Source organism: Novosphingobium resinovorum, from assembly GCF_027922145.1.
Lineage (GTDB): Bacteria > Pseudomonadota > Alphaproteobacteria > Sphingomonadales > Sphingomonadaceae > Novosphingobium > Novosphingobium resinovorum.
In genome coordinates, this window is the sequence record NZ_BSFC01000001.1 from 1 (window position 1) to 21314 (window position 21314).

Here is a 21314-nt window from a genome sequence, read left to right on the forward strand (position 1 = left end):
AAAATGCAGCCCAGTGGCCACACCCGATTTTACACCACATTGACGGACGCGACCCATTCATCATAGTCGAACCGAACGACAGGCATGCACTCAAGCTTGCCGTTCGACTTGGTTGCGGTATTCGATCGGCAAGCAGGATAATCAAGCGCGCAACTGTTATGTAAGGATATCCTCCGGGGCGACAGGTTCAACGCTCTTTCTCGATCAACGCCGATCATGCAGACGGCACTGCAGCGGTGGCCGAGCATTTCTAGGAGAGTGGTCACCGCTGGTTCGGATTGATTGCAGACGATTCAAGTGTAGCATCCGGCAGAATACGGCGGGAAGCTTTTTAACAGTGCTTTGACGAGCAGGCGCGTACGTCTGGAAGAGATAGAGATCGTCGAGTTTGACGGTCTCGTTGATCAGTGGGGCGGGACGGATTGACCGTTGATGAATTTGGAGCGCCTCGGCGGCCGCCGCCACTTGGCATCGAGACGCCCCCAACGGCAATCTTCAATTAAAATGACGAACTGGCCGCAGGTATGGTCGCCCACGCACTGGGTATCTCCGTTCCGTGAGAGCTTTGGGTTGCGCGATGCGATGACAGCGATGCAGCTCGGCTTTACTCGCCGGTTCTTACGACTGTCCGGCAACCGATTGCGAAGATAGCGACCATGGCCGTTGCGGCCTTCGCGTGTGAACCGCAGGGGCCTTATCAGGCGATCAGTTGTCCGGTGTCGCTCGTCGTCAGACAAAGCATGGGAAGGGCGCCCGTATTCGGCTATTTTAGCGCCAGGCGGAGGGCGCCGGCCGAAACCCTCTTTTCTCGAGGCAAGGATTTCTTTCGCGCGGTATGAACTTATAGAGTGGCTGTCCGCGATGATCCTAGGCAAAGTTCGTCCCTTTGCACCGACGGTCACGCGGCCGAGGTGATCACCTCTTCAGGAACCTATATGAAGAAGACCCTCGTTGCCGCGCAGGCTCTGCTGGGCGCCGCGTGTTTCGCCGCGCTCTCGATTTCCGCTCCGGCCGCTCTGGCCAAAGACCGCGCCGCGCCTGCTGCCGCATCGGCTAGGCCGGATGCGCGCCCTCGCAACATCGTGTTCGTGCTGGTGGACGACCTGCGCTACGACGGGCTCGGCTTCCTCCAGCCGGGCCTGCTCAAGACCCCGAATATCGACCGCATGGCGAAGGAGGGGACCTACTTCCCCAATGCGGTTGTCACTTCGTCGCTGTGCAGCCCCAGCCGTGCGACGATCCTGACCGGGCAGACCGCGCGCAACCACGGCATCGTCGACAACAACGACAGCTCCGAGGCGGGCCTCACCTACTTCCCGAGCTACCTGCGACAGGCGGGCTACCAGACCGCGTTCTTCGGCAAGTGGCACATGGGGGCCAGCACCGACGCACCACGGCCGGGCTTCGACAAGTGGGTGAGCTTCATCGGTCAGGGCAACTACTGGCCGTCCAGGGTCAATACCGGGCAGTCCTCTCCGAACCTCAACGTCGACGGGAAGACGGTGCCCCAGAAGGGCTACATCACCGATGAACTGACCGACTATGCGATGGACTGGCTGACCAAGGAGCGCGATCCGAAGAAGCCGTTCTTCCTCTATCTCAGCCACAAGGGCGTGCACTCCGATCCGCTGCCGCCGCCGCGCTACGTGCACCAGTACGACAAGGCGAAGTTCACGCTGCCTGCCTCCGCGGCGAACACGCCCCAGAACAACGCGGGCAAGCCGCTGTGGGTGCAGAACCAGCGCAACACCTGGCACGGCATCGACTTCTTCTACAACGCCGATGTGCCGATGACCGAGTACCTCAAGTACTACTACGGCACGTTGTCCGCGATCGACGACAGCCTCGGCCGGGTGATGGACTACTTGCGCAAGAACCACCTGGAGAAGGACACGCTGGTCGTGTTCACTTCGGATAACGGCTATATGATCGGCGAACATGGCCTGATCGACAAGCGTAACGCCTACGAAGCCTCGATCCGGGTGCCGCTGGTCGTGTGGGAGCCGGGCACGGTCCCGGCGGGCAAGGTCAACGAAGGCCGCATCCGCAACCTCGATTTCGCGCCGACTTTCCTGGACGTCGCCGGGGCGCAGCGCCCGCCGCAGTTCGAGGGCACGAGCGCCTGGAAGCTGTGGGAAGGCGTGCAGCCGGTATCCGCGTGGAAGCCGGGTGACTTCACTTACGAATACTACTGGGAATACAACTTCCCGATGACTCCGACCACTTTCGCGATCGAGCGGGACCGGCTGAAATATATCCAGTACTACGGCGTCTACGACACCGAGGAACTTTACGATCTCAAGTCCGACCCGGATGAGATGCACAACCTGATCAACGATCCGGCGTGGGCTCCGAAGAAGCAGGAACTGCGCCTCGCGCTCTACGACCAACTGGCCAACTCGGCCGGCAGGCACGTCATTCCCTATGGCAAGCGGACCGCGCAAGGGTCGCTGCGGCGCGGGATCAACGGGCCGCATGCGGCGGACTTCCCGGCCGACTGGTACGTCAAGCCGAACCCCGTCGATCGCTTCGACCCGAACATGCCCGATACCCCCGCCAAGCTGAAGGCGCAGGCCGAGGGCAAGCCGCTCATCTACACCCCGCCGCTGGCCGACGAGCTGAAGCGGCAGATCGACGCTGGCGGCCAGACCTCGGGCAAAGCCTCGGAGAAGTGAGCGTGGGCGCGTTGCTTTCCCCCCGCCGCCGCTGGCTGATCTTCGCGCTGGCGCTGACGGCGGGGGTGCTGAACCTCGTGGACCGGCAGATCATATCGGTGCTCAAGCCGACGATCGCGGCCGACCTCGGCTGGAGCGACGACGACTACGGCACGTTGGCGGCCTGGTTCCAGGCGGGCGCGGCGGTGGGCTTCCTGGCGGCGGGCTGGCTGGTCGACCGGCTTGGCGCCAAGTGGGCCAACGTCGCGGGCGTGACGGCGTGGTCGGTCATGGCGATGACGCATGGCTGGGCGCAGAGCTTCAGCCAGTTCGTGTTCTGCCGCATCGGCCTTGGCGCGACGGAATCGATGGGTACTCCCTCGGGCGTCAAGACGATTGCCGCGCTGTTTCCGCCCGAGTCCCGGTCGCTGGGCTTCGGCCTTTCCAATGCGATGAACAGCCTTGGCGCCATCCTTGCGCCGCTGGCGATCCCGCTCGTCGCGCTGGTCTGGGGTTGGCGAGGCGCTTTCGTGGCGGCCGGAGCGGTCGGGCTGGTCTGGGTGCTCGCCTGGCTGCTGGCGTCGCGCGGGGTCGATTTCGGCGACCGTGCGCCCGCCTCTTCGGGCGACGTGCGCTCGGGCGACCGGCTGTTCCTGCTGGAGCGACGCACCTGGACGGTCGCCGTCGGCAAAGTGCTGTCCGATGCGACATGGTGGCTGATGCTGTTCTGGATGCCGGACTATTTCCACCGGCAGTTCGGTCTTTCCGGCACCGATCTGGGACCGCCGCTGGCGCTGGCCTATTGCGGCTCGGCGGCGGGCTCGCTGCTTGCGGGCTATGGCGCCAACGCGATGCTGGCGCGCGGTATCGGCGCCAACCGGACGCGCAAGACGCTCATGCTGGTTTCCGCGCTTTGCGTGGTGCCGGTGCCGCTGGCGCTGCATGTCGATGCCTACTGGGCGGCAGTGGCGCTGCTGGCTCTGGCGCTGGCGGGCCATCAAGGGTTCTCGACCAACCTGTTCGGGCTTATCGCCGACGTCACTCCGCGCGCCAAGGTGGGGCGGGTGACCGGCTTCGGCGCCTTCTGCGGCAACATGGGCGGAGCGGCGATCAGCAAAGTGTCCGGCCTCGTGCTGGCGGCCGGGCTCGGCTACGGGCCGTTGTTCGGTTTCGCGGCGTGTTCCTACCTGCTGGCGCTCGGCTGGATACAGCTGACCATGCCTGTGATCGTGGCTATCGATGGGCCTCGGGCGGCCTGACGATCCAACCGACGGGCAGCGGTGAGGGCGTTCGGTCGGCGGCTTAGGGGAAGTTTCATAGGGCACTAAAGGAAAACTATCTTTCTCAACTTAATTGGTTGACTATCAACGCTCCCATTCCAGGGAGTTTCCGATGACCGATATCTCGTACCGCTTCGTCCGTTATGCATTGCTGGCGTCTGCGGCCGTTTTTCCGATGGTTGCGCAGGCCGAGGAAGCCGCTGAGCCCGCTTCCGGCGAGATCGTCGTGACCGCCCGCTACCGTGACGAATCCATCCAGCAGGTGCCGATCGCGATCACCGCCGTCAGCGGCCAGTCGCTGAACGATCGCGGCATCCACAACCTGCAGGACCTCTCGGCCACCGTCCCCTCGGTCGACTTCCGCACCAGCGCTTCCAACAAGGACCGCTCGGTCTTCGTGCGCGGCGTCGGCACGATCAGCACTTCACCGGGCGTGGAATCGTCAGTCTCCACGGTGGTCGATGGCGTCGTCCTTTCGCGTCCGGGACAGGCCACGCTGGATGTGGGCGAAGTGTCGCGGATCGAGGTGCTGCGCGGCCCGCAAGGCACGCTGTTCGGCAAGAACTCCTCGGCGGGCGTCATCAGCGTCGTCACCGCCGCGCCCTCGGACACCTTCCATGCCTATACGGAAGGCACCGCCACCACGGATGAGGAATACCGCCTCAAAGCCGGCGTAACCGGCGCCATCGCCTCCAACGTGACCGCCCGCATCGACGGTCTCTACGCCAATTACGCCGGTAACGTGCGCAACCTCAACACCGGCAGCAAGGTCAACGGCTACGAGCGCTACGGCGCGCGCGGCAAGATCGAGGCACGTCCGACCGAGACGCTCAAGATCACCCTCGCGGGCGATTACCTCCACTCCTACGACGATGCCACCAGCGTCTACACGAGTACTTCGCAGACCGCGTACCCCACCGGCACCGTCACCACCTCGGCTCCGCTCGGCACGTTCCTGTCGGGCGTGGGCATCACGCCGAGCGCGTCCAACCGACAGGCCAGCACCAGCTTCGACACGCACGTCACCGACAAGAACTACGGCGGCTCGCTGACCGGCGAACTGGAACTGGGCGACTACACCGTCACCTCGATCACCGCCTATCGCGAATGGAAGAACCACCAGTTCCAGGACAACGACGGCCTCTCGGCGCTGACCGCGACGTTCCCGCAGATCCATGACGAGGGCAAGCTGGCCTCCAGCCAGCTCTCGCAGGAACTGCGCCTGACCTCGCCCAAGGGCAACTTCATCGATTACGTCGTGGGCGCCTACTACATGCGCGCCAAGACCGACGAGACCTACGAACGTACCGTCACCCGCCTGATCTCCGGCAGTGCGGTTCCTGTCACGGGCGTCGCCGACTACGGCATCCTGAGCAAGAACTACGCGGTGTTCGGCGAGGCGAACTTCAACTTCACGTCGTGGCTGCGGGCCTTCGCGGGTTACCGCTCGATCTGGGACGACCTGAGCTTCTACCACGAGCGTACTTCGACCAACGATCCGACCAATTCCGGGGCGTCGTCGCTCGATATCACCTCGATCCGGGCCTACCATCAGGCGCAGGGTTCGACCTCGCAGCGCGGCGACGCCTACCGCGGCGGTATCCAGGCGGATGTGACGCCCACCACCCACGCCTATTTCACTTACGCGCGCGGGTACAAGGGGCCGGCCTACAACGTCTATTTCAACATGCGCTCGCTCAACGCGACGACCCCGCTGGACGAGATCGTGCTGAAGCCGGAAACCTCGGATTCGTTCGAGGCCGGCATCAAGGGCACCGCGCTTGACCGCAAGATCACGTATGCGCTGGCGGTCTACCAGACCAAGTTCCACAACTACCAGGCCAACTACAATGACGTCGTCGGCGGCGCGCAGGTCACCCGCCTGATCAACGCGGGCACCGTGGAGAGCAAGGGCGTGGAACTGGAGTTCGGCCTGCACCCGATCCCGGGCCTCTCGCTCGATACCTCGCTGGCCTATACCGATGCCAAGGTGGTGCACTTCAATTGCCCGGTCGGCGCGCCCACCAGCTGCGACATCGACGGTGAGCCACTGCCCTTCGCACCGAAGTGGAAGCTCTACAGCAACGCCTCGTACCGCTTCGCGCTGACGGATTCGCTGAACCTGGAAATCCAGAGCGACGTCTCGCTCAAGAGCAGGACGCAGTACTCGCTGACCCAGACCCCGAGCACGGTTCAGCCGGACTACGTGATCTGGAACGCCAGCGTGGCCCTGCTCGGCGCGGACGAGAGCTGGCAGGTGCGCGGCTTCGTGAAGAACATCACGAACCAGAACTATGCGACCCTGCTCGCCAACGGCGCGCTCGCGGGCACCGTCCGGTTCGTCCCGCGCGACGACAAGCGCTATGGCGGAATCATGCTGCGCAAGGACTTCTGATCAGATGGGGGGCAGGACAGGGGCAAGCGTCTCTACCGCGTGAAGCGATTGGCGATGCTCAACAAGCCTCGGACAGAACTCGTTTGTCGTCGCATGGCCGGCCGTTCATGAATCGGTTCATAGCCAGGTGGCGAGGACATCTTTTCCGGCGATGCTCACGAACGACTTTAAACTGGATCGTCGCGCCGTGCTTTGGGGAAGCGCGGGCGCTTTCACCGCTGGTCTGACGGGATGCTCGGGCGGCGTACGGAATGCCGGCGGACTGCGGGTATCGATAACTGGAAAAGGTGAGGCTGATACGCGCCTGCTGTTTCGACACGCCGGCCTGAGGCCTGACTTTCCGGTCTCGTATTCGGAATTTCAGTCGGGTCATCTTGTGGTCGAAGCGTTCAATTCCGGATCGCTCGATTTCGGCGGGATGAGCGAGATACCCCCAGTCTTCGCGGCGGCATCGACGATGCAGAGCTTTCGCCAAGTCGCCGTGAATCATGGGGATGTGAACAACCAGGCAGTGCTCGTTCCTGCAGGCTCGCAAATCCGCGATCTCGCTGGTTTAAAAGGCAAGCAGGTGGGCTATGTTCGCGCGACGACTTCGCAATATTTCCTGATCCGCATGCTGGGTGCTGTGGGGCTGAAGTGGAGCGATATCGAGCCGGTCGCGATGAGCGTATCTGACGGGGCGGCTGCCTTCTCACGCGGGTCGCTGGATGCCTGGGCGATCTACGGGTTTCCGATCCAGCGCGCTCTCGCCACCGAAGGGGCGCGCGTTCTCAGGACGGCTTTGGGCTTTCTCTCAGGAAACTACGTGGTCTGCGCAAGCGAACAGGCCTTGGCTGACGCCGAAAAGTCCAGGCAGATCGAGGTTTACCTGCAACTGCTGCGCAAAGGGTACGACTGGGCCGCACAGAACCGGGACCGCTGGACAGCGATCATCGCCAACGAGATCGGGGTTCCCGCCGAGTACGTGCGCGACCAGTTCCAGCACCAGAGTGCGACGTATGAATTGCGACCGGTCACCGCGGCGGCCGTCCGTTCGCAGCAGGAAGTTGCCGATGTGTTCACGGACACCGGGTTAATCCCCCGGCATGTCGACGTTCGCCCACTCTGGACGGATCGTTTTAACAGCATCATCGCGCAGGAGGCCTGAATGAGCAGCCGACTTACCCTTGCTCCCGGGAAGCCTGCAGTTGTCCGTCTCTTCTCCAGCGATGAGGGCCTGCCCCCGAAACCTGGAAGTGATTGCAAATATTTGCGCCCATCCCGGCGCAGTACGGAGGATTAGCATCATGGCCACCGCCTTTGCAGAAGACCGGATCGGCCGGTCGGAAATCGCCCCCAGAGGCATTCCTGACGCCGAATGGAAAGTGCGCGTCGATCTTGCCGCATTCTATCGGATCGCCGCGCTCTATCGGTTCGACGACTTTCTCTACACGCACATTTCGGCACGTGTGCCGGGGCCTGACCATCACTTCCTGATCAATCCGTTCGGCTTGACGTTCGACGAGATCACGGCGTCTAGCCTGGTCAAGGTGGACATCGACGGCAACATCATCGGCGATAGCGAATACGGCATCAACTATGCCGGTTACGTGATCCATTCGGCCATTCATGGCGCGCGCGACGATGCGCACTACATCGCGCATTTCCATACGCGTGACGGGATGGGAGCTTCGGCTCATGCTGAAGGACTGCTCCCTCTGAGCCAGCGTGCCCTGATGATCATCCCGGGGCTGTCTTACCACGACTATGAAGGCGTGGCGCTCAATCTCGATGAGCGGGAACGGTTGGTGCACGATCTGGGCGATACCAGCCAGATGCTGCTGCGCAACCATGGGACGCTGGCGCTCGGCAGCACTCCCGGGGAAACGTGGAGCCGGATCTATCAACTGGAGGCCGCCTGTTCGGCTCAGGTCGCGGCGCTGGCTGGGGGGCGGGACCACGCTCTGATCGCTCCCGAAGCGGCGCAGGAAGAAGCGCGTCGCCAGCTTGCCGCACGCCCGATCTCAGCGGCGGCGAAGGAAGGCGTCAAGCCGCATGACCAGCTTGCGTGGGAAGCGGTACTGCGCCGCGTAACGCGAGAGCTTCCTGGTTTCGACGCCTGATTTAAAGTAAAGATCTTGCATGTTGTCCGCTGCGTTACGATAATCCGGTGGAAAGCGATCATTTTTACAATTGTTATTATGTTAATATAAAATATTTTCACGGGAAAAGCTGAAATTTATATCCATAAAGATGAGTTTCATCGTCGATATCATTAAATACAATCTTCGATAAAGATCATTGGTCGGCGCAATTTATGAGACGTAAGCCGAACCCGATTTTAAATCGGGGGGTGCATCAGTGAAATTCATGAGTTCGAAAATCGTCCTGTCGGCAGGCAGTGCAGCGATCGCTTTGTCTTTCGGTGGCATCGCGCATGCCGGGGAAGCGGACGCAGCACCGGCGAGCGATGCGGGGGCCAAGACACCTGCCAGCGATATCGTCGTGACCGGCGTGCGCGGTGCCCCGCGTACGGTCGCGGAGAGCCCGGCGCCGATCGACGTGGTCGGGGGCGAGAAGCTCGCTGGAACGGGCGCCGCCGAATTCGGAGAGGCGTTGACCAAGATACTGCCGTCGCTGAATTTCTCGGCGACGCACGCGGGGGTCTATTCAGTAGTGCGGCCCGTTACCAACCGTGGCCTGAGCCCGGCCTATACGCTGGTGCTGGTGAACGGAAAGCGGCGTCACAACAGCGGTTTCATGACCAACACGACTCAGGATACCAGCGGCGTCAACGCGGTGGACCTCGACCTGATCCCGGGCAGCGCCATTTCGCGAATCGAGGTGCTGAAGGATTCGGCGGCGGCGCAGTACGGCACTGACGCCATCGCCGGTGTGGTCAACATCCAGCTCAACCGCAAGGAAGGCCTGGACGCCAGCTTCCGCTATGGTAGCCAGTACATTGGACGGGGCGATCGCGACAGTTGGCAGGGCCAGGTCGGCTTTGGCACCGCCATCGGTGACGGCGGCTTCCTTCGCGTGAGCGGAGACTACCGCAAGCGCGGTGGAAACTGGTGGAACCTGAAGGCCACCGATACCAATCTTTACGGTCGGCCGAGCAGTCGCACGGTTGAGCAAGTGATCGCCAGTTCGGGGCTGACGGCCGAGCAGGTCGCGGCTAACAGCGCCGAAGCGGCCGCGCGCAATGCGCAGTGGGACCAGGACGGCGCACATAACGGTGATCCGCAGATCAGGGCGTTCAACCTGTCCTACAACGGTGAACTGCCGGTAGGGGACTTCACGCTCTACTCTTTCGGCACGTATGGCCAGCGTGACGTCCAGATCGGCAACAACTTCCGCCGACCCAACGGCAATGCCAATTTCACCGCGCTGTTTCCCGACGGCTACTATCCGCTCAACAACATCGACGAGACGGACTTCCAGTTCGTCGCCGGCGCGAAGGGGGAATTGGCCGGATGGAATGTCGATTTGTCGAGCAGCTTCGGCCGCAATCACAGCCGGCAATACTCCAAGCGTTCCATCAAGCCCTCGCTCGGCCCGACCGGGCCGACCGAATGGCCCAACCTCGCCAATTTCGAGTTCCGCCAGTGGACGCACAACCTTGACGCGACGCGTGAGTTCGAGATCGGCCTGGCACGGCCGCTGCAGGTCTCGTTCGGCGCGGAATATCGCCTCGATCGCTTCCGCACTTTCGCGGGTGACCCGTTGGCCTACACACCGGCTACTTACGTGTTCAAGCCGGGAGACCAGCAGTACGACTGGAACGTGGGTGTCGCCGCATCCCCTGTGGTGCAGGGCGCAATCGTGCTCTCCCCCGCAGACGAGGCGGATGCCACGCGCCGCGTCTATGCAGGCTATGTCGATCTGGGCATCTATCCGCTGGATGCCTGGTACATCGGCGCGGCGGTTCGCGGAGAACACTACAGCGACGGTTCGGGCAGTCCGGTTGGCGTCAAGCTCAACACGCGCTACGAATTCAGTCCGGTGGTGGCGATCCGTGGCACCGTCGGCACCGGATTCCGGGCGCCATCCCTGACGCAGGCCGCCTATGCGCAGACTGACGGGCGTACGGCGCTGGTCTTCAACCCCGTGAGCGGCCAGACCGAGCTGACCCCGACCGTCGCCAAGCTGGTGACACCGGACTCCGCGATAGGCGCGCTGTTCGGCGCAAAACCGCTGAAGTCCGAACGCAGCTGGAATGCGGGAGCAGGCGTCGTGCTGACGCCCGCCGCCAACCTCAGCATCACGGCGGACGGCTATTACATAAAGATCAAGAACCGGATCGAGAGAACGGGGCGCCTTTACGGCACCGGAATAACGGCGCTGCTGAACGCCAATGGTCTTAGCGGGATCGAGCAGATCGAGTACTTCTTCAATGCCGTCGATAGCTCGACCCGCGGGCTCGACGTGGTCGCCGACTGGACTGTCTCGCCCGGCGGCTTCGGCAAGCTGAACCTCAATGCCGCCTTCAACTACAACAAGACGAAGGTGGACAAGCTGCCGACCGTGCCCTCGCAGCTGTTCGGCGCCAACGGGGCTTCGCTGCTGGCCACGGGATCCGCGTTCTTCGGCGGAGATCGCATCGGCGAACTGGAGGTGATCAATCCGCGTACCAAGATTGTGCTCAACGGCAACTGGACGAAGGGCATCATCGGCCTGGCGCTGACATCCACGCGCTATGGCAAGTACACCCAGCGCACCGCCGCCGGCGACGATCGGTACTTTGGCGCCAAGTGGATCACCGACATATCGGTTTCCGCGCAAGTGACCGAGTTCGCCACGCTCCAGATCGGTGCAACCAACGTGTTCAACGTCAGGCCGGAAACCAACGGCCCGGGGAGTCCGCAGACCGGGCAGGGCTATTACGGTCCGTCACCTTACAATCCCAACGGGGGGTACTACTATGGCCGTCTTGCAGTCAGCTTCTGATCGGCGCGGGTTCCTGGCGGGTGCGGCAGGGGGCATCGCCCTGCTGTCCGGCTGCGGTAACGCGAAAGACGACCGTACGCAGGTGGTGCTGGGAGACCAGGTCCACCTGCTACAGACCAAGCTGGCGGCGGCCGGCCGTCTCGACGGTACACCTTATGCGATCAGCTGGGGCAACTTCCCGGGCGCCGCGCCGTTGCTTGAGGCTCTCAACGCCGGGGCGGTCGATACGGCTCCGGCGGGAGACCTGCCCATCATCCTCGCCGCAGCGGCGGGCTGCAAGCTGAAGATCGCGGCGGTGAACAAGGGGGCAGGGCGATCGATGGCGATCATCGTGCCGCGCGGTTCTCCGGTGCGATCGGTGGCCGACCTTGCAGGCAGGACCGTGATCGTCTCCAGCGCGCGGGGAAGCATATCGCACTATCTTCTCCTGGAGGCTCTTCGCGAAAAGGGACTGCCGCCCTCGGCGGTGAAGATCGGCTATATGCTGCCAAACGACGCCGCAGCCGCTTTCACGACCGGCCAGATCGAGGCTTGGGCGACGTTCGGCACTTATCAGGCGCGCGCGGAGGCCGACGGTGCGCGGATCATCAGGGACGGCACCGGGATCGGCCCGGGCTATTCCGCCATAACCGTTTCCGACGCGGCGCTGGCGGACCCGGCCAAGCGCGCCGCCATCGCCGATTTCCTTTCCCGCGCGCGCGATGCGAATCGCTGGTGTATCGAGCATCCGGGCGAATACGCGCAGCTTTATGCCCGGCAGACCGGCATGGACCCGGCCATCGCCAAAGTGATCGCCGCGCGCGAGAAGCCCGGGCTTTCCGTTCCCGACGGGGCATTCGTCGCGGCGCTGCAGCGGGCTGCCGATCGCTTCCATGCGATGTACCACGTGTTGCCGAAAAGGGTTGACGTGGCGAGCCTGATCGTGCCGGACCTGCTGAAAACCTGATGGATCGCCCGTACCAGTCGATGTCGACGCTGGCGTCACCAAGCAAATCCGGAGCGCGCCAGCTGTGCTGATCTGTGCCGACTTCTTCGAGAAGGACTCCCAGTTGAAGTTGGCGTGTCCCGTTGCTTCTCCTTGAACCTAGGTCGCGTTGACAAAGTGGATGCCCGATCGGCGCTGATTTCGCGCGCATGTTCGGCCACCTCAAGCAGTTCAGCGTATGGCCACCCGTCACTACAAAACCGCTCTATCCCTCGCCAGCTTCCTCAACCTTGCCGGCATCTCGCGCAGGTGGCGGTCGCTTGCTAGAGGGTCGACATGACTTTGCCGATCCCCTCGCAGCTGACCACCTCCATCGACGCGCCGGACTTCGTCGTCATCGACGTGGAGACGGCCTGTGCCCGCGTCAGCAGCATCTGCCAGGTCGGCATCGTGGGTTTTCGCGATGGGCGTGAGGTGCTGGCTTACGAGACCCTGGTGGACCCTCGGGACGAGTTCTCCACGTTTAACGTCGGCATCCATGGAATCACGCAGTGCGATGTCGTCGGGCAACCGACCTTCGGGGATATCCATGCCGCGCTTGACCGCCATTTGAGCGGCCGAATCACGGTGGCCCACTCGGCTTTCGACAAGGGCGCTCTGGCTGCGGCATGCCGGCTGGGCACCCTTCCGCTGATCGAAACGGAATGGCTGGATAGCGTCAGGGTCGCCAAACAGGCCTGGCCGCAACTGGCGAGCCATCGTCTCAATGTGCTCGCACGGTTTCTCGGCATCGAGCACCGGCATCACGATGCCCTGAGCGATGCCCGCGCTGCGGGGATGGTGATCATCAAGGCCATCGAACATACCGGCATCGACCTGCAGGGCTGGATGGCCAAACCGACGCGCGCCAAGCCCAAGCCGCCAGTTCCCGCCCCGGACGGGCCGCTGAGCGGGGAGCGGGTCGTGATCCTGGGCGAGCCGCTTGACGGCAAGCTTGCGACCGTCATCGCGGCGGCGGGTGGCCGGGTCGTCCGATCGGTGGGTATGACCACCACTTTGCTGGTGATTGCCAGAGCGCAGCCTTACGGGAGGTGGGTGGAGGCTAGCCCCTTGCATCGCCGCGCGCAGGAATTGCGCGATGCTGGTCGGCCGGTCGTCATCGTATCCGAGGACGCCTTGCGGGCAAGGTTCGGGCTCGCCACCTGAAGCGGGTATAACGTCTCCGGACCCATAGACGCTTGCGAACCAGGGCGATTAACGGCGGGCGATGAGTATCATCGCTACCATCATGAATTCGACCACGGGCCAGCCGATCCAGAAATTGACGTTCGAGCGCATGCCCAAGCCCTGGGTTACGCTGCATCTGGCGAACGGGGAGCAGGTCACTGCCGATCGCGTCCACGTCGGCAAGCCGGCGCCGGGCAAGTTCATCGCGCCTGTCGAAGTGTGGGTCACGCCCAAGACCTGATTGAACCTCCGGACATCGACAGGCGCGCTGCGCCGTCGATGTCCGGATCGCCCGCAGGACCACCGGGTCAGAGCTTTTCGGCCCATTCGATGGCGGCGTCGGCCACCTGCTCCCAGCCGGTGTCGAGCATGGTCCAGTGCGACCGCTCGGCGAATTCGACATAGTCCGTACGGGACGGCGCGCGGCTTTGCCGGGCATGGATCGCGCGGGTCATCGCAGCATCGGCGATGAGGTCCTTGCCGCCGCCGATCAGCAGCAATGGCGGGCGCTTGGGATTGGTCCAGTCGATCTTCATCGGCTTGACGATCCCGTCCCAGTAGACCCGGCCCGGCGTCGGCACGATGTAGCGGTCGTAGGCCGTTTCGGCCTGCGCAGCCCCAAGCGTCTGGGCGAACCGCCTGGCGAAGAAGCGGCGCGACATGTGCTTCACCTTGCTCCGGCTGAACGGGTCGAGGAACACCGGTAGAGCCGAGACGAGCGCATGGGGAAAAATCGGCACGCCGGGCGTGGGGGCGGGGTCGATGGCGACGCCCGCCACGCCCAGTCCCCGGTCGAGCAGGTGCTGGACCACCACCCCGCCGAGCGAATGCCCGATCAGGACCGGGGCTTCGGGCAGGGCGCGGATGATCGCCTCGTAGTGATCGACGATCTGGCGTTGTCCCAGCGCTTCGAGCTTCGGGTGGGGGCGTGCGCGCAAGGCCGCAGGCTCGCCTTCGTCGAGGGGCCAATCGGGGGCGAGGACGGTATAGCCGCGTGCCTCGTAACGGGCTTTCACGTGCTCCCAGCTGCGGGAATTGAGCCAGGCGCCGTGGATGAGAACGATGGTCTTGCTCATGGCTTGTCTCCTTGGGTCGGCGTCAGGCACCGTAGCGGTCGGCGGGGCGGTTGCGGGACAGGTTGGGGCGCAGCGCGCGGCGGGCGTCGAGGTAAGCGTCGAGGTCGGCGTTGTCGGGCAGCGCCGGGATGGTGATCGTCTCGCCGAGGTCGAGGCCCGTGAGCGCGGCATCGACCATGTCATAGACGTCCATCACCATTTCGGCGGGCAGTCCGGCAAGTTGCTCCTCGGTCCAGATCGGTGTGCGGGTGATCCCCGGCAGCACCGCCTGCACGCGCACGCCTTTCTCACCAAGCTCGACGTTCAGCGCCTCGGTGAAGGCGAGGACATAGGCTTTCGTCGCGGGATAGACCGCCGTGAACCCGTCCGGCATGAGCGCGGTCACCGAAGTCATGTTGATGATCGTCCCGCTGCCGAGGTCCGCAAGGCGCGGCGCGATCGCGGCGGCGAGGCGGGTGACGGCCAGCACGTTGAGGTCGATCATCCCGGTGAGGTAGGCGGGGTCGGAGCCGACGAAGGTGGTCTCCCCGGCGATCCCGGCATTGTTGACGAGGCCGGTGATCGCCGCATCTTCGCGCAGCCGCCGTTCGATGCGGGCGAGGTCTTCGGCCTTGGCGAGATCGGCGCTCAGGGTCTCGACCCTGACGCCGGTTTCGGCGGCGAGCGTCGTCGCCAGCGCTTCCAGTTTGTCAGCCCGGCGGGCGACGAGGATCAGGTCGTGGCCCCGGCGAGCGAGGCGGTCGGCGTAGACCGCGCCGATGCCGTCCGACGCGCCGGTGATGAGGAAAGTGCCCTTGGTCATGTGGATGTCCTTTCGTGGATACGGTCTGTGGGAGGCTTCAGTCGCGGATGAAGTCGAGGAGGTCGGCGTTGAAGCGGTCCTGATGCGTCTGGGTCAGGCCGTGGTCCGCGCCATGGTACACCTTGAGCACCGCACCCGACACGATCTTCACCGTTTCCAGCGCGGAAGCGCCGATCGGCACGATCTGGTCGTCGTCGCCATGCAGGACGAGCGTGGGCACGTCGAAACGGGCGAGATCGGCGTGGAAGTCGCTTTCGGAAAAGGCGCGGATGGAGTCGAGCTGGCCCTTGAGGCCGCCCATCATGCCCTGCCTCCAGAATTCCTCACGGATGCCTTCCGAGATCGCCGCACCCTCGCGGTTGTAGCCGTAAAAGGGGTTGGTGAGGTCGCGGAAAAACTGGCTGCGGTTGTCGTACGTGCCCTTGCGGATGGCGTCGAAGGCCTCGATCGGCAGGCCGCCGGGATTGGCCTCGGTTTTCAGCATAAGAGGCGGAACCGCGCCGATCAGCGCCACTTTGGCGACGCGGTCGGTGCCGTGGCGGCCGATATAGCGGGTGACTTCGCCACCGCCGGTCGAGTGGCCGACGAGGATCACGTCGCGCAGGTTAAGCGCCTCGATCAGTTCGGCCAGGTCATCGGCGTACTGGTCCATGGTGTTGGCGTTCCAGACCTGGTCCGAGCGGCCGTGGCTGCGGCGATCGTGGGCCACAGTGCGGAAGCCCTCGTTCGTGAAGAAGACCATCTGCGTGTCCCAGGCATCGGCGGAAAGCGGCCAGCCGTGGGAGAAGACGATGGGCTGGGCATCCTTCGCGCCCCAGTCCTTGTAGAAGATGCGGGTTCCGTCGCGGGTGGTGATCGTGGTCATGTCGCTTGCTCCTTTCTCGATCGGGCCGTTGCGCCCTGTGAGGAGAGGGATAGACTGCGCCGCCGGCCTGCAGGATCGGCGGTTCCGACATAAGGCAGGCCAAAACTGACAAAGGGGGCTTCGGGCATGGCCGTAGACGCGCGTATCAAGGCCGAGATCGGCCTCGTCCTCTATCCGGGCTGTCAGGCGGCAATGGTCCACGGGATTACCGACCTGTTCGCGATCGCCTCGCACTTCTCGGCGGAGCGCGGGGGGCTTGCGATTCGGGTAAGTCATTGGAATATAGGAGATGGTGGCGGATTCGTGCGCGGATCGGACACCCATCCCGGCGAGCGTGGCGACCCTGCGATCCTGATCGTTCCGGGGCGCCTGACCGGCCCCGTCGGCGCCGAGGAAGCCGTGCCTTATGCCCGCTGGCTGCTTGATCGGCACGCGGCGGGCGCGACGCTGGCATCCACGTGCGGCGGGACGTTCATGCTGGCCGCGACGGGGCTGCTGTCAGGCCGTCCGGCGACGACGCACTGGCTTTTCGCCGAACCTTTTCGCACGCGATTTCCGGATGTTAGGCTGGACCCGGACAAGATGGTGATCGAGGATGGCGACATCATCACCGCAGGCGGGCTGATGGCCTGGACCGACCTTGGGATGCGGATCGTCGATCGGCTGCTGGGGCCGACGGTGATGATCGAGACGGGCAAGTTCCTGCTCGTCGATCCCTCGGGGCGCGAGCAGCGGCATTACAGCAGTTTCGCGCCGCGCCTGACGCATGGGGACGAGGCGATCCTCAAGGTCCAGCACTGGCTTCAGGGGCGGGCGGAGCGGGCGGTCGCGGTGCCTGACATGGCCGGGCAGGCGGGGCTGGAGGAGCGCACATTCCTGCGCCGGTTCAAGGCGGCGACAGGGCTCAAGCCCGTGGAATACGTCCAGAATCTGCGGGTCGGCAAGGCGCGCGAGCTACTGGAATTCACCCGCCGATCGGTGGACCAGATCGCCTGGGCCGTGGGTTACGAGGACGCGACGGCGTTCCGCAGGGTGTTCAACCGCGTCATGGGCCTGTCGCCCGGAGAGTACCGGAATCGCTTCTCAAGCGGCGCCGATCTGGCGATTGCGGCCTGACCGGATACGGCACCCAACGGTGCCTTAACGGCACCTAGCGATACCCTAGCGTGCCCATACCGTGCCTTCAGGCGCGATCTCCCGGCACTCCGCACGCCAATGCCACCATGACTTCCAGCTCGCCGCGGATGCGCGGTGCGACCTCGTCCGGAAATCCGGCATGGGCGCGCAGCTGCGAGGTCAGGAAGCCGGAGAACAGGGCGGCCTCGGTAACGCCGACCTCCCGCCCTGTGCCGACAAGATCCTGCAGCGCACTGCGCGAAGTGCGGCCGCGCAAGTAGCGCAGCTGGGCGCCGAACTGGCGCAGAGAAGCATCGCGCGCGGTGGCGACGAAAAGTTCGTCGCTGCCCCGCGCGTTGCCGCCGCGCAGCACCATCGCGGCAAGGTCGTCCGCGAGGTCGGCGGGGCGAAGCGCGTCGCGTGCGGGGGCTTCCGCCTGCAGGCGCTCGACGTTGGCGCGGTAGAGGCCCTCGAACGCGGCTTCGAGAAGGGCGGGCTTCGTGCGGAACTTGTGCGACACCGTGCCGAGCGTCAGTCCGGCGCGTTCGGCGACGGCGCGATGCGTGAGGCGGGCGAGTCCGTCCTCGTCGATGATCCGCGCGGCGGTCTCGACGATGCGCGCGGCCGTCTCGTCCCGGTCGGGCAGGGTGGGCATCGAGCGCAGCGCCTCTTCGCGCGCGAATTCGCGCCAGGGAGCGGGGGGTATCGCGCCGCCGGTCAGCCATGCGCCGAGCACGCGGGCGGTTTCGTCGAGCGCGGCGCGATCGACCAGACGCCGCCAGCGGATCATATGGAAGAAGCTCTCGTTCTCGAACACGCGCTGCGCGACGATGCTGCCCGCGCCGAGGCCGAAGCGCTGGCCCGCCTCGCTCCAGAAATGCGCCCACAGCGCGGCCCACTGCCGCGTGGCATCGACGAATTGCGCCGATTCATGGGCAAGCAGCTGGCATTCGCGCCAGGCGAAGGCCAGCCCGCGTTGCTCCTCGCACCATGCATCGACGATCTGTGCGAAGAACCCCGCGAAGGCGACGGGCGAAGCACGCAGTCCATCGAACTGCTGCCACTGGCGGTCGCACCAGAGGCTCGCCTCGACGATGCATTGTTGCTGGGAAGCCAGAAACAAGTGTTCCAGAGATCCGAAGTGATGGTAGATTGAGGAAACCGGTGCATCGGTCAATCCACTGATCTGGCGGGCCGACATTCCTGCTGCCCCGACCTGTTCCCATTGCCCTGTAACCACGGCGATAAACCGGTCGTATGACGATGATTCTGCGGTTCTCATGGCGCTCATGACATTGGAAGTCCGACTGGCAATTTCACCCTCCTAGCAGACACCGCGCCTGCGATCGAGTGATACCCGCGCACGCACGTCGTTGCGGGAGTGCCGGAAAAGTGTCATCCAACATACATACAGTCGTTCTAGCTGCCGCGTCGATCCAATCTTCTCGGGGGCTCGTCGTGAAACTGAACACTTGTCTATTCCTGCGCTCGACGGCGATCGTCGGCGTTCTTGCCTGCGCCTTCGCCGGCGCTGCCGTCGCTCATGCCGAGGAGGCCCCGGACGTTGCCGCCGATGATGCCGCTATCGGAGAAGACATCGTCGTCACCGGCTCGATCGTCTCGGCGCAGCAGGACTCGATCGAGGCCAAGCGGGTGATGGACAACCTTGCCGACGTCGCCGCATCGGATGCGGTCGGCCGCTTCCCCGACCAGAACGCCGCCGCCGCGCTCTCGCGCCTGCCCGCCGTCGCGGTGCAGCGCGATCAGGGGCAGGAGCGTTACATCCAGGTGCGCGGCGCGCCGAACCGCTGGACCTCGGTAAGCATCGACGGAATCCCGATGGCAGGCGTGGACGAGGGCGGCGACACCCGCGCCTTCCGCTTCGACGCGATCCCCGCCGTGCTGCTTTCGCAGATGGTGGTCAACAAGTCTCTGACCTCGGACCTGCAGGCCGACGCCGTCGTCGCCACGATCGACCTCAAGACCTATTCGCCGATGGAGCAGAAGGGCCTGCACGTCTCCGGCGACGCGGGCTACGGTTTCATGGGGCTGGGCAAGGGCGAGCAGCGGCAGGGATCGCTGCGCCTGTCGTGGTCGAACGACACGTTCGGTTTCGTCATCGGCGGATCGCACTATCGCCGCAAGCAATTGACCGACAACCGCGAAGTCGGCGCCTACGATGCCAACGGGCCGACCGAGTTCGACGTGCGCCAGTACCAGATCGAGCGGTGGAACAACGGCCTCTTCGCGGGCGTCGAATACCAGCCCGAGGAAGGCAAGCGCATCTACGCCAAGGCCATCTTCTCCGAATTCAACGACAACGAACAGCGCAACCAGTACGAATTTCGCCTCGACCGCGCGACCGGCGGCACCCGCACGCTGGAATCGGGCAACCTGACCGGCGTGCCGCTGCGCGGCAGCTTCAACTTCGGCGAGTATCGCAACCGCAATTACATCGGCACTTTTGGCGGCGATTATGAAGGCGACGACGGTTTCAACGCCTCGTTCAAGTTCAACTACGCGCGCACCGAGAACACCAGCTACCTGCCCCTCGTCCAGTCCTCGACCAGCGGCGCGAACAACCTCGACCTGACTTATGACAATTCCGATCCGCGCTTCCCGATCGTCTCGATCATCGGCGACTTCGACCAGAAGAGCCTGAGCACTTCGAGCACCTACATGATCACCGCGCGCCAGAAGACGGTGTCGGACAGCTATACCGCCAAGCTCGACCTGTCGAAGCAGATGGGCGACCTGAAGCTCTCGGCGGGCGGCCTCTACATCGACCGCGACGTGGCGGGTAACAACTTCTCCTCGTCCAACATCGTCTATATCGGCGCGCTGAGCGCGGCGACGGGCGAGCCGTTCGACGTCAACAGTTATGTCACCGACAAGGCCTGGGACACCGGCTTCCCGCTCGGCGTCACGTTCAACTACGTCGATAACGTGGCGATGCGCCGTGACATCGACAGCCTGCTCGGGCGGCTGGAGGCGGCGGGGCTCTACGATCCCTCGCTCGACGTGCCAACCACCGACAAGTACGCCCAGCGCGAGCAGACGCTGGCGGGCTATGTGATGGCCAAGGTCGAAAGCGGCCCGCTGACCGCCGTGGGCGGCGTGCGCGTGGAGAACTACGTCCTCGACAACGGCGGCTCGGTGCTGGCGGGCGGCGTCTATACGCCGCTGACGCGTCACACGAGCAAGACCGACTTCTTCCCCAGCCTCAACATCAAGTATGCGGCGACCGACAACCTCGTGCTGCGCCTTGCCGGCCAGCGCGGCGTGTCGCGCCCGGCCTATGGCGCGATCCGGGTCGGCGCGTCGATCAACGACACCAACAGCCCCGGCACCATCGGCGGCGGCAACCCGGCGCTGAAGCCCGAGTACACCTGGGGCGCGGACGCCAGCATCGAATACTACCTGCCCGGCAACGGCATGATCTCGATCGCGGGCTTCTACCGCTCGGTAGACAACGTGCTGTATCAGGCGCAGAATCCGGTGGGTTCGGACTTCTACAACTTCGGCGGGGTCGACCGTTCGGGCTACCTGCTGACCGGCACCTACAACGGCGACAAGGGCAAGCTCTACGGCGTCGAGTTCAACGTCCTCAAGCAGTTCGACTTCCTGCCGGGCGCGCTCGACGGGTTCGGCTTCCAGGGCAACCTGACGCTGCTCGACGGCGATTTCGACACGCCGACCGAGAAGAACATCGCCTTCCAGGGCATGTCGGACAAGATCGCCAACGCCTCGCTGTTCTACGAGAAGTACGGGCTTTCGGCGCGCGTCAGCTACCAGTGGCGGTCGGACTGGCTGGATTCGCTCGGCGGCTTCGGCAGCGGCGAATACCGCAAGGGCTACGAGAACCTCGACGTCTCGCTGCGCTATGCCCTGACCGACAACTTCACGCTGTTCGCCGACCTCGCGAACCTCACCAACGAAAAGTACATCGCCTACCAGGGCACGACCGCAATGCCGACCGAGGTTGAGCAGATCGGCGCGCGCTACCTGTTCGGCGTCCGCTTCAGCTACTGACAGGGAGAATGAT

The 21314-nt window shown here is 64.2% G+C and carries 15 protein-coding genes and 1 pseudogene; 12 read left to right on the plus strand and 4 right to left on the minus strand.

What is annotated here, in order from left to right:
• Positions 1-581: 581 nt before the first annotated feature.
• The 10 genes and pseudogenes from PKE80_RS25410 to PKE80_RS00045 all read left to right on the plus strand — a co-directional run.
• Positions 582-839, plus strand: a pseudogene (locus PKE80_RS25410) (hypothetical protein); the annotation flags it as partial.
• A 96-nt stretch (positions 840-935) separates the two neighbouring features.
• On the plus strand, positions 936-2675 hold the full coding sequence (locus tag PKE80_RS00005; protein ID WP_271180741.1) for a sulfatase family protein: 1740 nt from the start codon (positions 936-938) through the stop codon (positions 2673-2675).
• A 2-nt stretch (positions 2676-2677) separates the two neighbouring features.
• A complete protein-coding gene (locus PKE80_RS00010) occupies positions 2678-3913 on the plus strand; it encodes an MFS transporter (protein ID WP_271180742.1) in 1236 nt (411 codons plus the stop codon).
• A gap of 133 nt (positions 3914-4046) precedes the next feature.
• On the plus strand, positions 4047-6329 hold the full coding sequence (locus PKE80_RS00015) for a TonB-dependent receptor (RefSeq protein ID WP_271180743.1): 2283 nt from the start codon (positions 4047-4049) through the stop codon (positions 6327-6329).
• A 151-nt stretch (positions 6330-6480) separates the two neighbouring features.
• The gene (locus PKE80_RS00020; RefSeq protein ID WP_271180744.1) at positions 6481-7476 is read left to right on the plus strand and encodes an ABC transporter substrate-binding protein; all 996 of its coding nucleotides are present in this window, start codon (positions 6481-6483) and stop codon (positions 7474-7476) included.
• Positions 7477-7615: 139 nt separating this feature from the next.
• The gene (locus PKE80_RS00025; protein ID WP_271180745.1) at positions 7616-8431 is read left to right on the plus strand and encodes a class II aldolase/adducin family protein; all 816 of its coding nucleotides are present in this window, start codon (positions 7616-7618) and stop codon (positions 8429-8431) included.
• A gap of 247 nt (positions 8432-8678) precedes the next feature.
• On the plus strand, positions 8679-11258 hold the full coding sequence (locus tag PKE80_RS00030; RefSeq protein ID WP_271180746.1) for a TonB-dependent receptor plug domain-containing protein: 2580 nt from the start codon (positions 8679-8681) through the stop codon (positions 11256-11258).
• Positions 11242-12204: an ABC transporter substrate-binding protein gene (locus PKE80_RS00035; RefSeq protein ID WP_271180747.1), complete on the plus strand. Its 963-nt coding sequence runs from the start codon at positions 11242-11244 to the stop codon at positions 12202-12204. Before PKE80_RS00030 ends, PKE80_RS00035 begins: the two co-directional genes overlap by 17 nt.
• A 315-nt stretch (positions 12205-12519) precedes the next feature.
• The gene (locus PKE80_RS00040) at positions 12520-13389 is read left to right on the plus strand and encodes an exonuclease domain-containing protein (RefSeq protein ID WP_271180748.1); all 870 of its coding nucleotides are present in this window, start codon (positions 12520-12522) and stop codon (positions 13387-13389) included.
• Between the two features lie 61 nt (positions 13390-13450).
• Positions 13451-13651, plus strand: coding sequence for a hypothetical protein (locus PKE80_RS00045; RefSeq protein WP_271180749.1), 201 nt, complete (start codon positions 13451-13453; stop codon positions 13649-13651).
• A 67-nt stretch (positions 13652-13718) separates the two neighbouring features.
• Here the strand turns inward: PKE80_RS00045 and PKE80_RS00050 are convergent, their stop codons facing one another.
• From PKE80_RS00050 to PKE80_RS00060, 3 genes are read right to left on the minus strand one after another with little or no spacing between them, the layout of a single operon-like run.
• Positions 13719-14486 (minus strand): alpha/beta hydrolase, encoded by a 768-nt coding sequence (locus tag PKE80_RS00050; RefSeq protein WP_271180750.1) that lies wholly within the window; start codon positions 14484-14486, stop codon positions 13719-13721.
• A 22-nt stretch (positions 14487-14508) separates the two neighbouring features.
• Positions 14509-15288 carry an SDR family NAD(P)-dependent oxidoreductase gene (locus tag PKE80_RS00055; protein WP_271180751.1) on the minus strand — a complete coding sequence of 260 codons (780 nt, stop codon included), beginning with the start codon at positions 15286-15288 and terminating at the stop codon, positions 14509-14511.
• 37 nt (positions 15289-15325) lie between these two features.
• Positions 15326-16153 (minus strand): alpha/beta fold hydrolase, encoded by an 828-nt coding sequence (locus PKE80_RS00060; RefSeq protein ID WP_271180752.1) that lies wholly within the window; start codon positions 16151-16153, stop codon positions 15326-15328.
• 126 nt (positions 16154-16279) lie between these two features.
• Here PKE80_RS00060 and PKE80_RS00065 point away from each other — a divergent pair, with 126 nt between their 5' ends.
• Positions 16280-17269, plus strand: coding sequence for a GlxA family transcriptional regulator (locus PKE80_RS00065; protein ID WP_271180753.1), 990 nt, complete (start codon positions 16280-16282; stop codon positions 17267-17269).
• A 67-nt stretch (positions 17270-17336) separates the two neighbouring features.
• On the opposite strand, the gene PKE80_RS00070 is transcribed toward PKE80_RS00065, so the two are convergent.
• Entirely contained in the window at positions 17337-18470 is a 1134-nt protein-coding gene (locus PKE80_RS00070; RefSeq protein ID WP_271180754.1) for a TetR/AcrR family transcriptional regulator, read from the minus strand.
• 257 nt (positions 18471-18727) lie between these two features.
• On the opposite strand from PKE80_RS00070, the gene PKE80_RS00075 reads away from it, so the two are divergent.
• The gene (locus PKE80_RS00075) at positions 18728-21301 is read left to right on the plus strand and encodes a TonB-dependent receptor (protein ID WP_271180755.1); all 2574 of its coding nucleotides are present in this window, start codon (positions 18728-18730) and stop codon (positions 21299-21301) included.
• Positions 21302-21314: the final 13 nt, after the last annotated feature.

Coding starts and splice junctions, on each gene's coding strand:
- PKE80_RS00025 (WP_271180745.1), top strand. CDS start 7,616: ATGGCCACCGCCTTTGCAGAAGACCGGATCGGCCGGTCGGAAATCGCC.
- PKE80_RS00020 (WP_271180744.1), top strand. CDS start 6,481: ATGCTCACGAACGACTTTAAACTGGATCGTCGCGCCGTGCTTTGGGGA.
- PKE80_RS00015 (WP_271180743.1), top strand. CDS start 4,047: ATGACCGATATCTCGTACCGCTTCGTCCGTTATGCATTGCTGGCGTCT.
- PKE80_RS00005 (WP_271180741.1), top strand. CDS start 936: ATGAAGAAGACCCTCGTTGCCGCGCAGGCTCTGCTGGGCGCCGCGTGT.
- PKE80_RS00070 (WP_271180754.1), bottom strand. CDS start 18,470: ATGTCGGCCCGCCAGATCAGTGGATTGACCGATGCACCGGTTTCCTCA.
- PKE80_RS00040 (WP_271180748.1), top strand. CDS start 12,520: ATGACTTTGCCGATCCCCTCGCAGCTGACCACCTCCATCGACGCGCCG.
- PKE80_RS00065 (WP_271180753.1), top strand. CDS start 16,280: ATGGCCGTAGACGCGCGTATCAAGGCCGAGATCGGCCTCGTCCTCTAT.
- PKE80_RS00050 (WP_271180750.1), bottom strand. CDS start 14,486: ATGAGCAAGACCATCGTTCTCATCCACGGCGCCTGGCTCAATTCCCGC.
- PKE80_RS00045 (WP_271180749.1), top strand. CDS start 13,451: ATGAGTATCATCGCTACCATCATGAATTCGACCACGGGCCAGCCGATC.
- PKE80_RS00030 (WP_271180746.1), top strand. CDS start 8,679: ATGAGTTCGAAAATCGTCCTGTCGGCAGGCAGTGCAGCGATCGCTTTG.
- PKE80_RS00060 (WP_271180752.1), bottom strand. CDS start 16,153: ATGACCACGATCACCACCCGCGACGGAACCCGCATCTTCTACAAGGAC.
- PKE80_RS00055 (WP_271180751.1), bottom strand. CDS start 15,288: ATGACCAAGGGCACTTTCCTCATCACCGGCGCGTCGGACGGCATCGGC.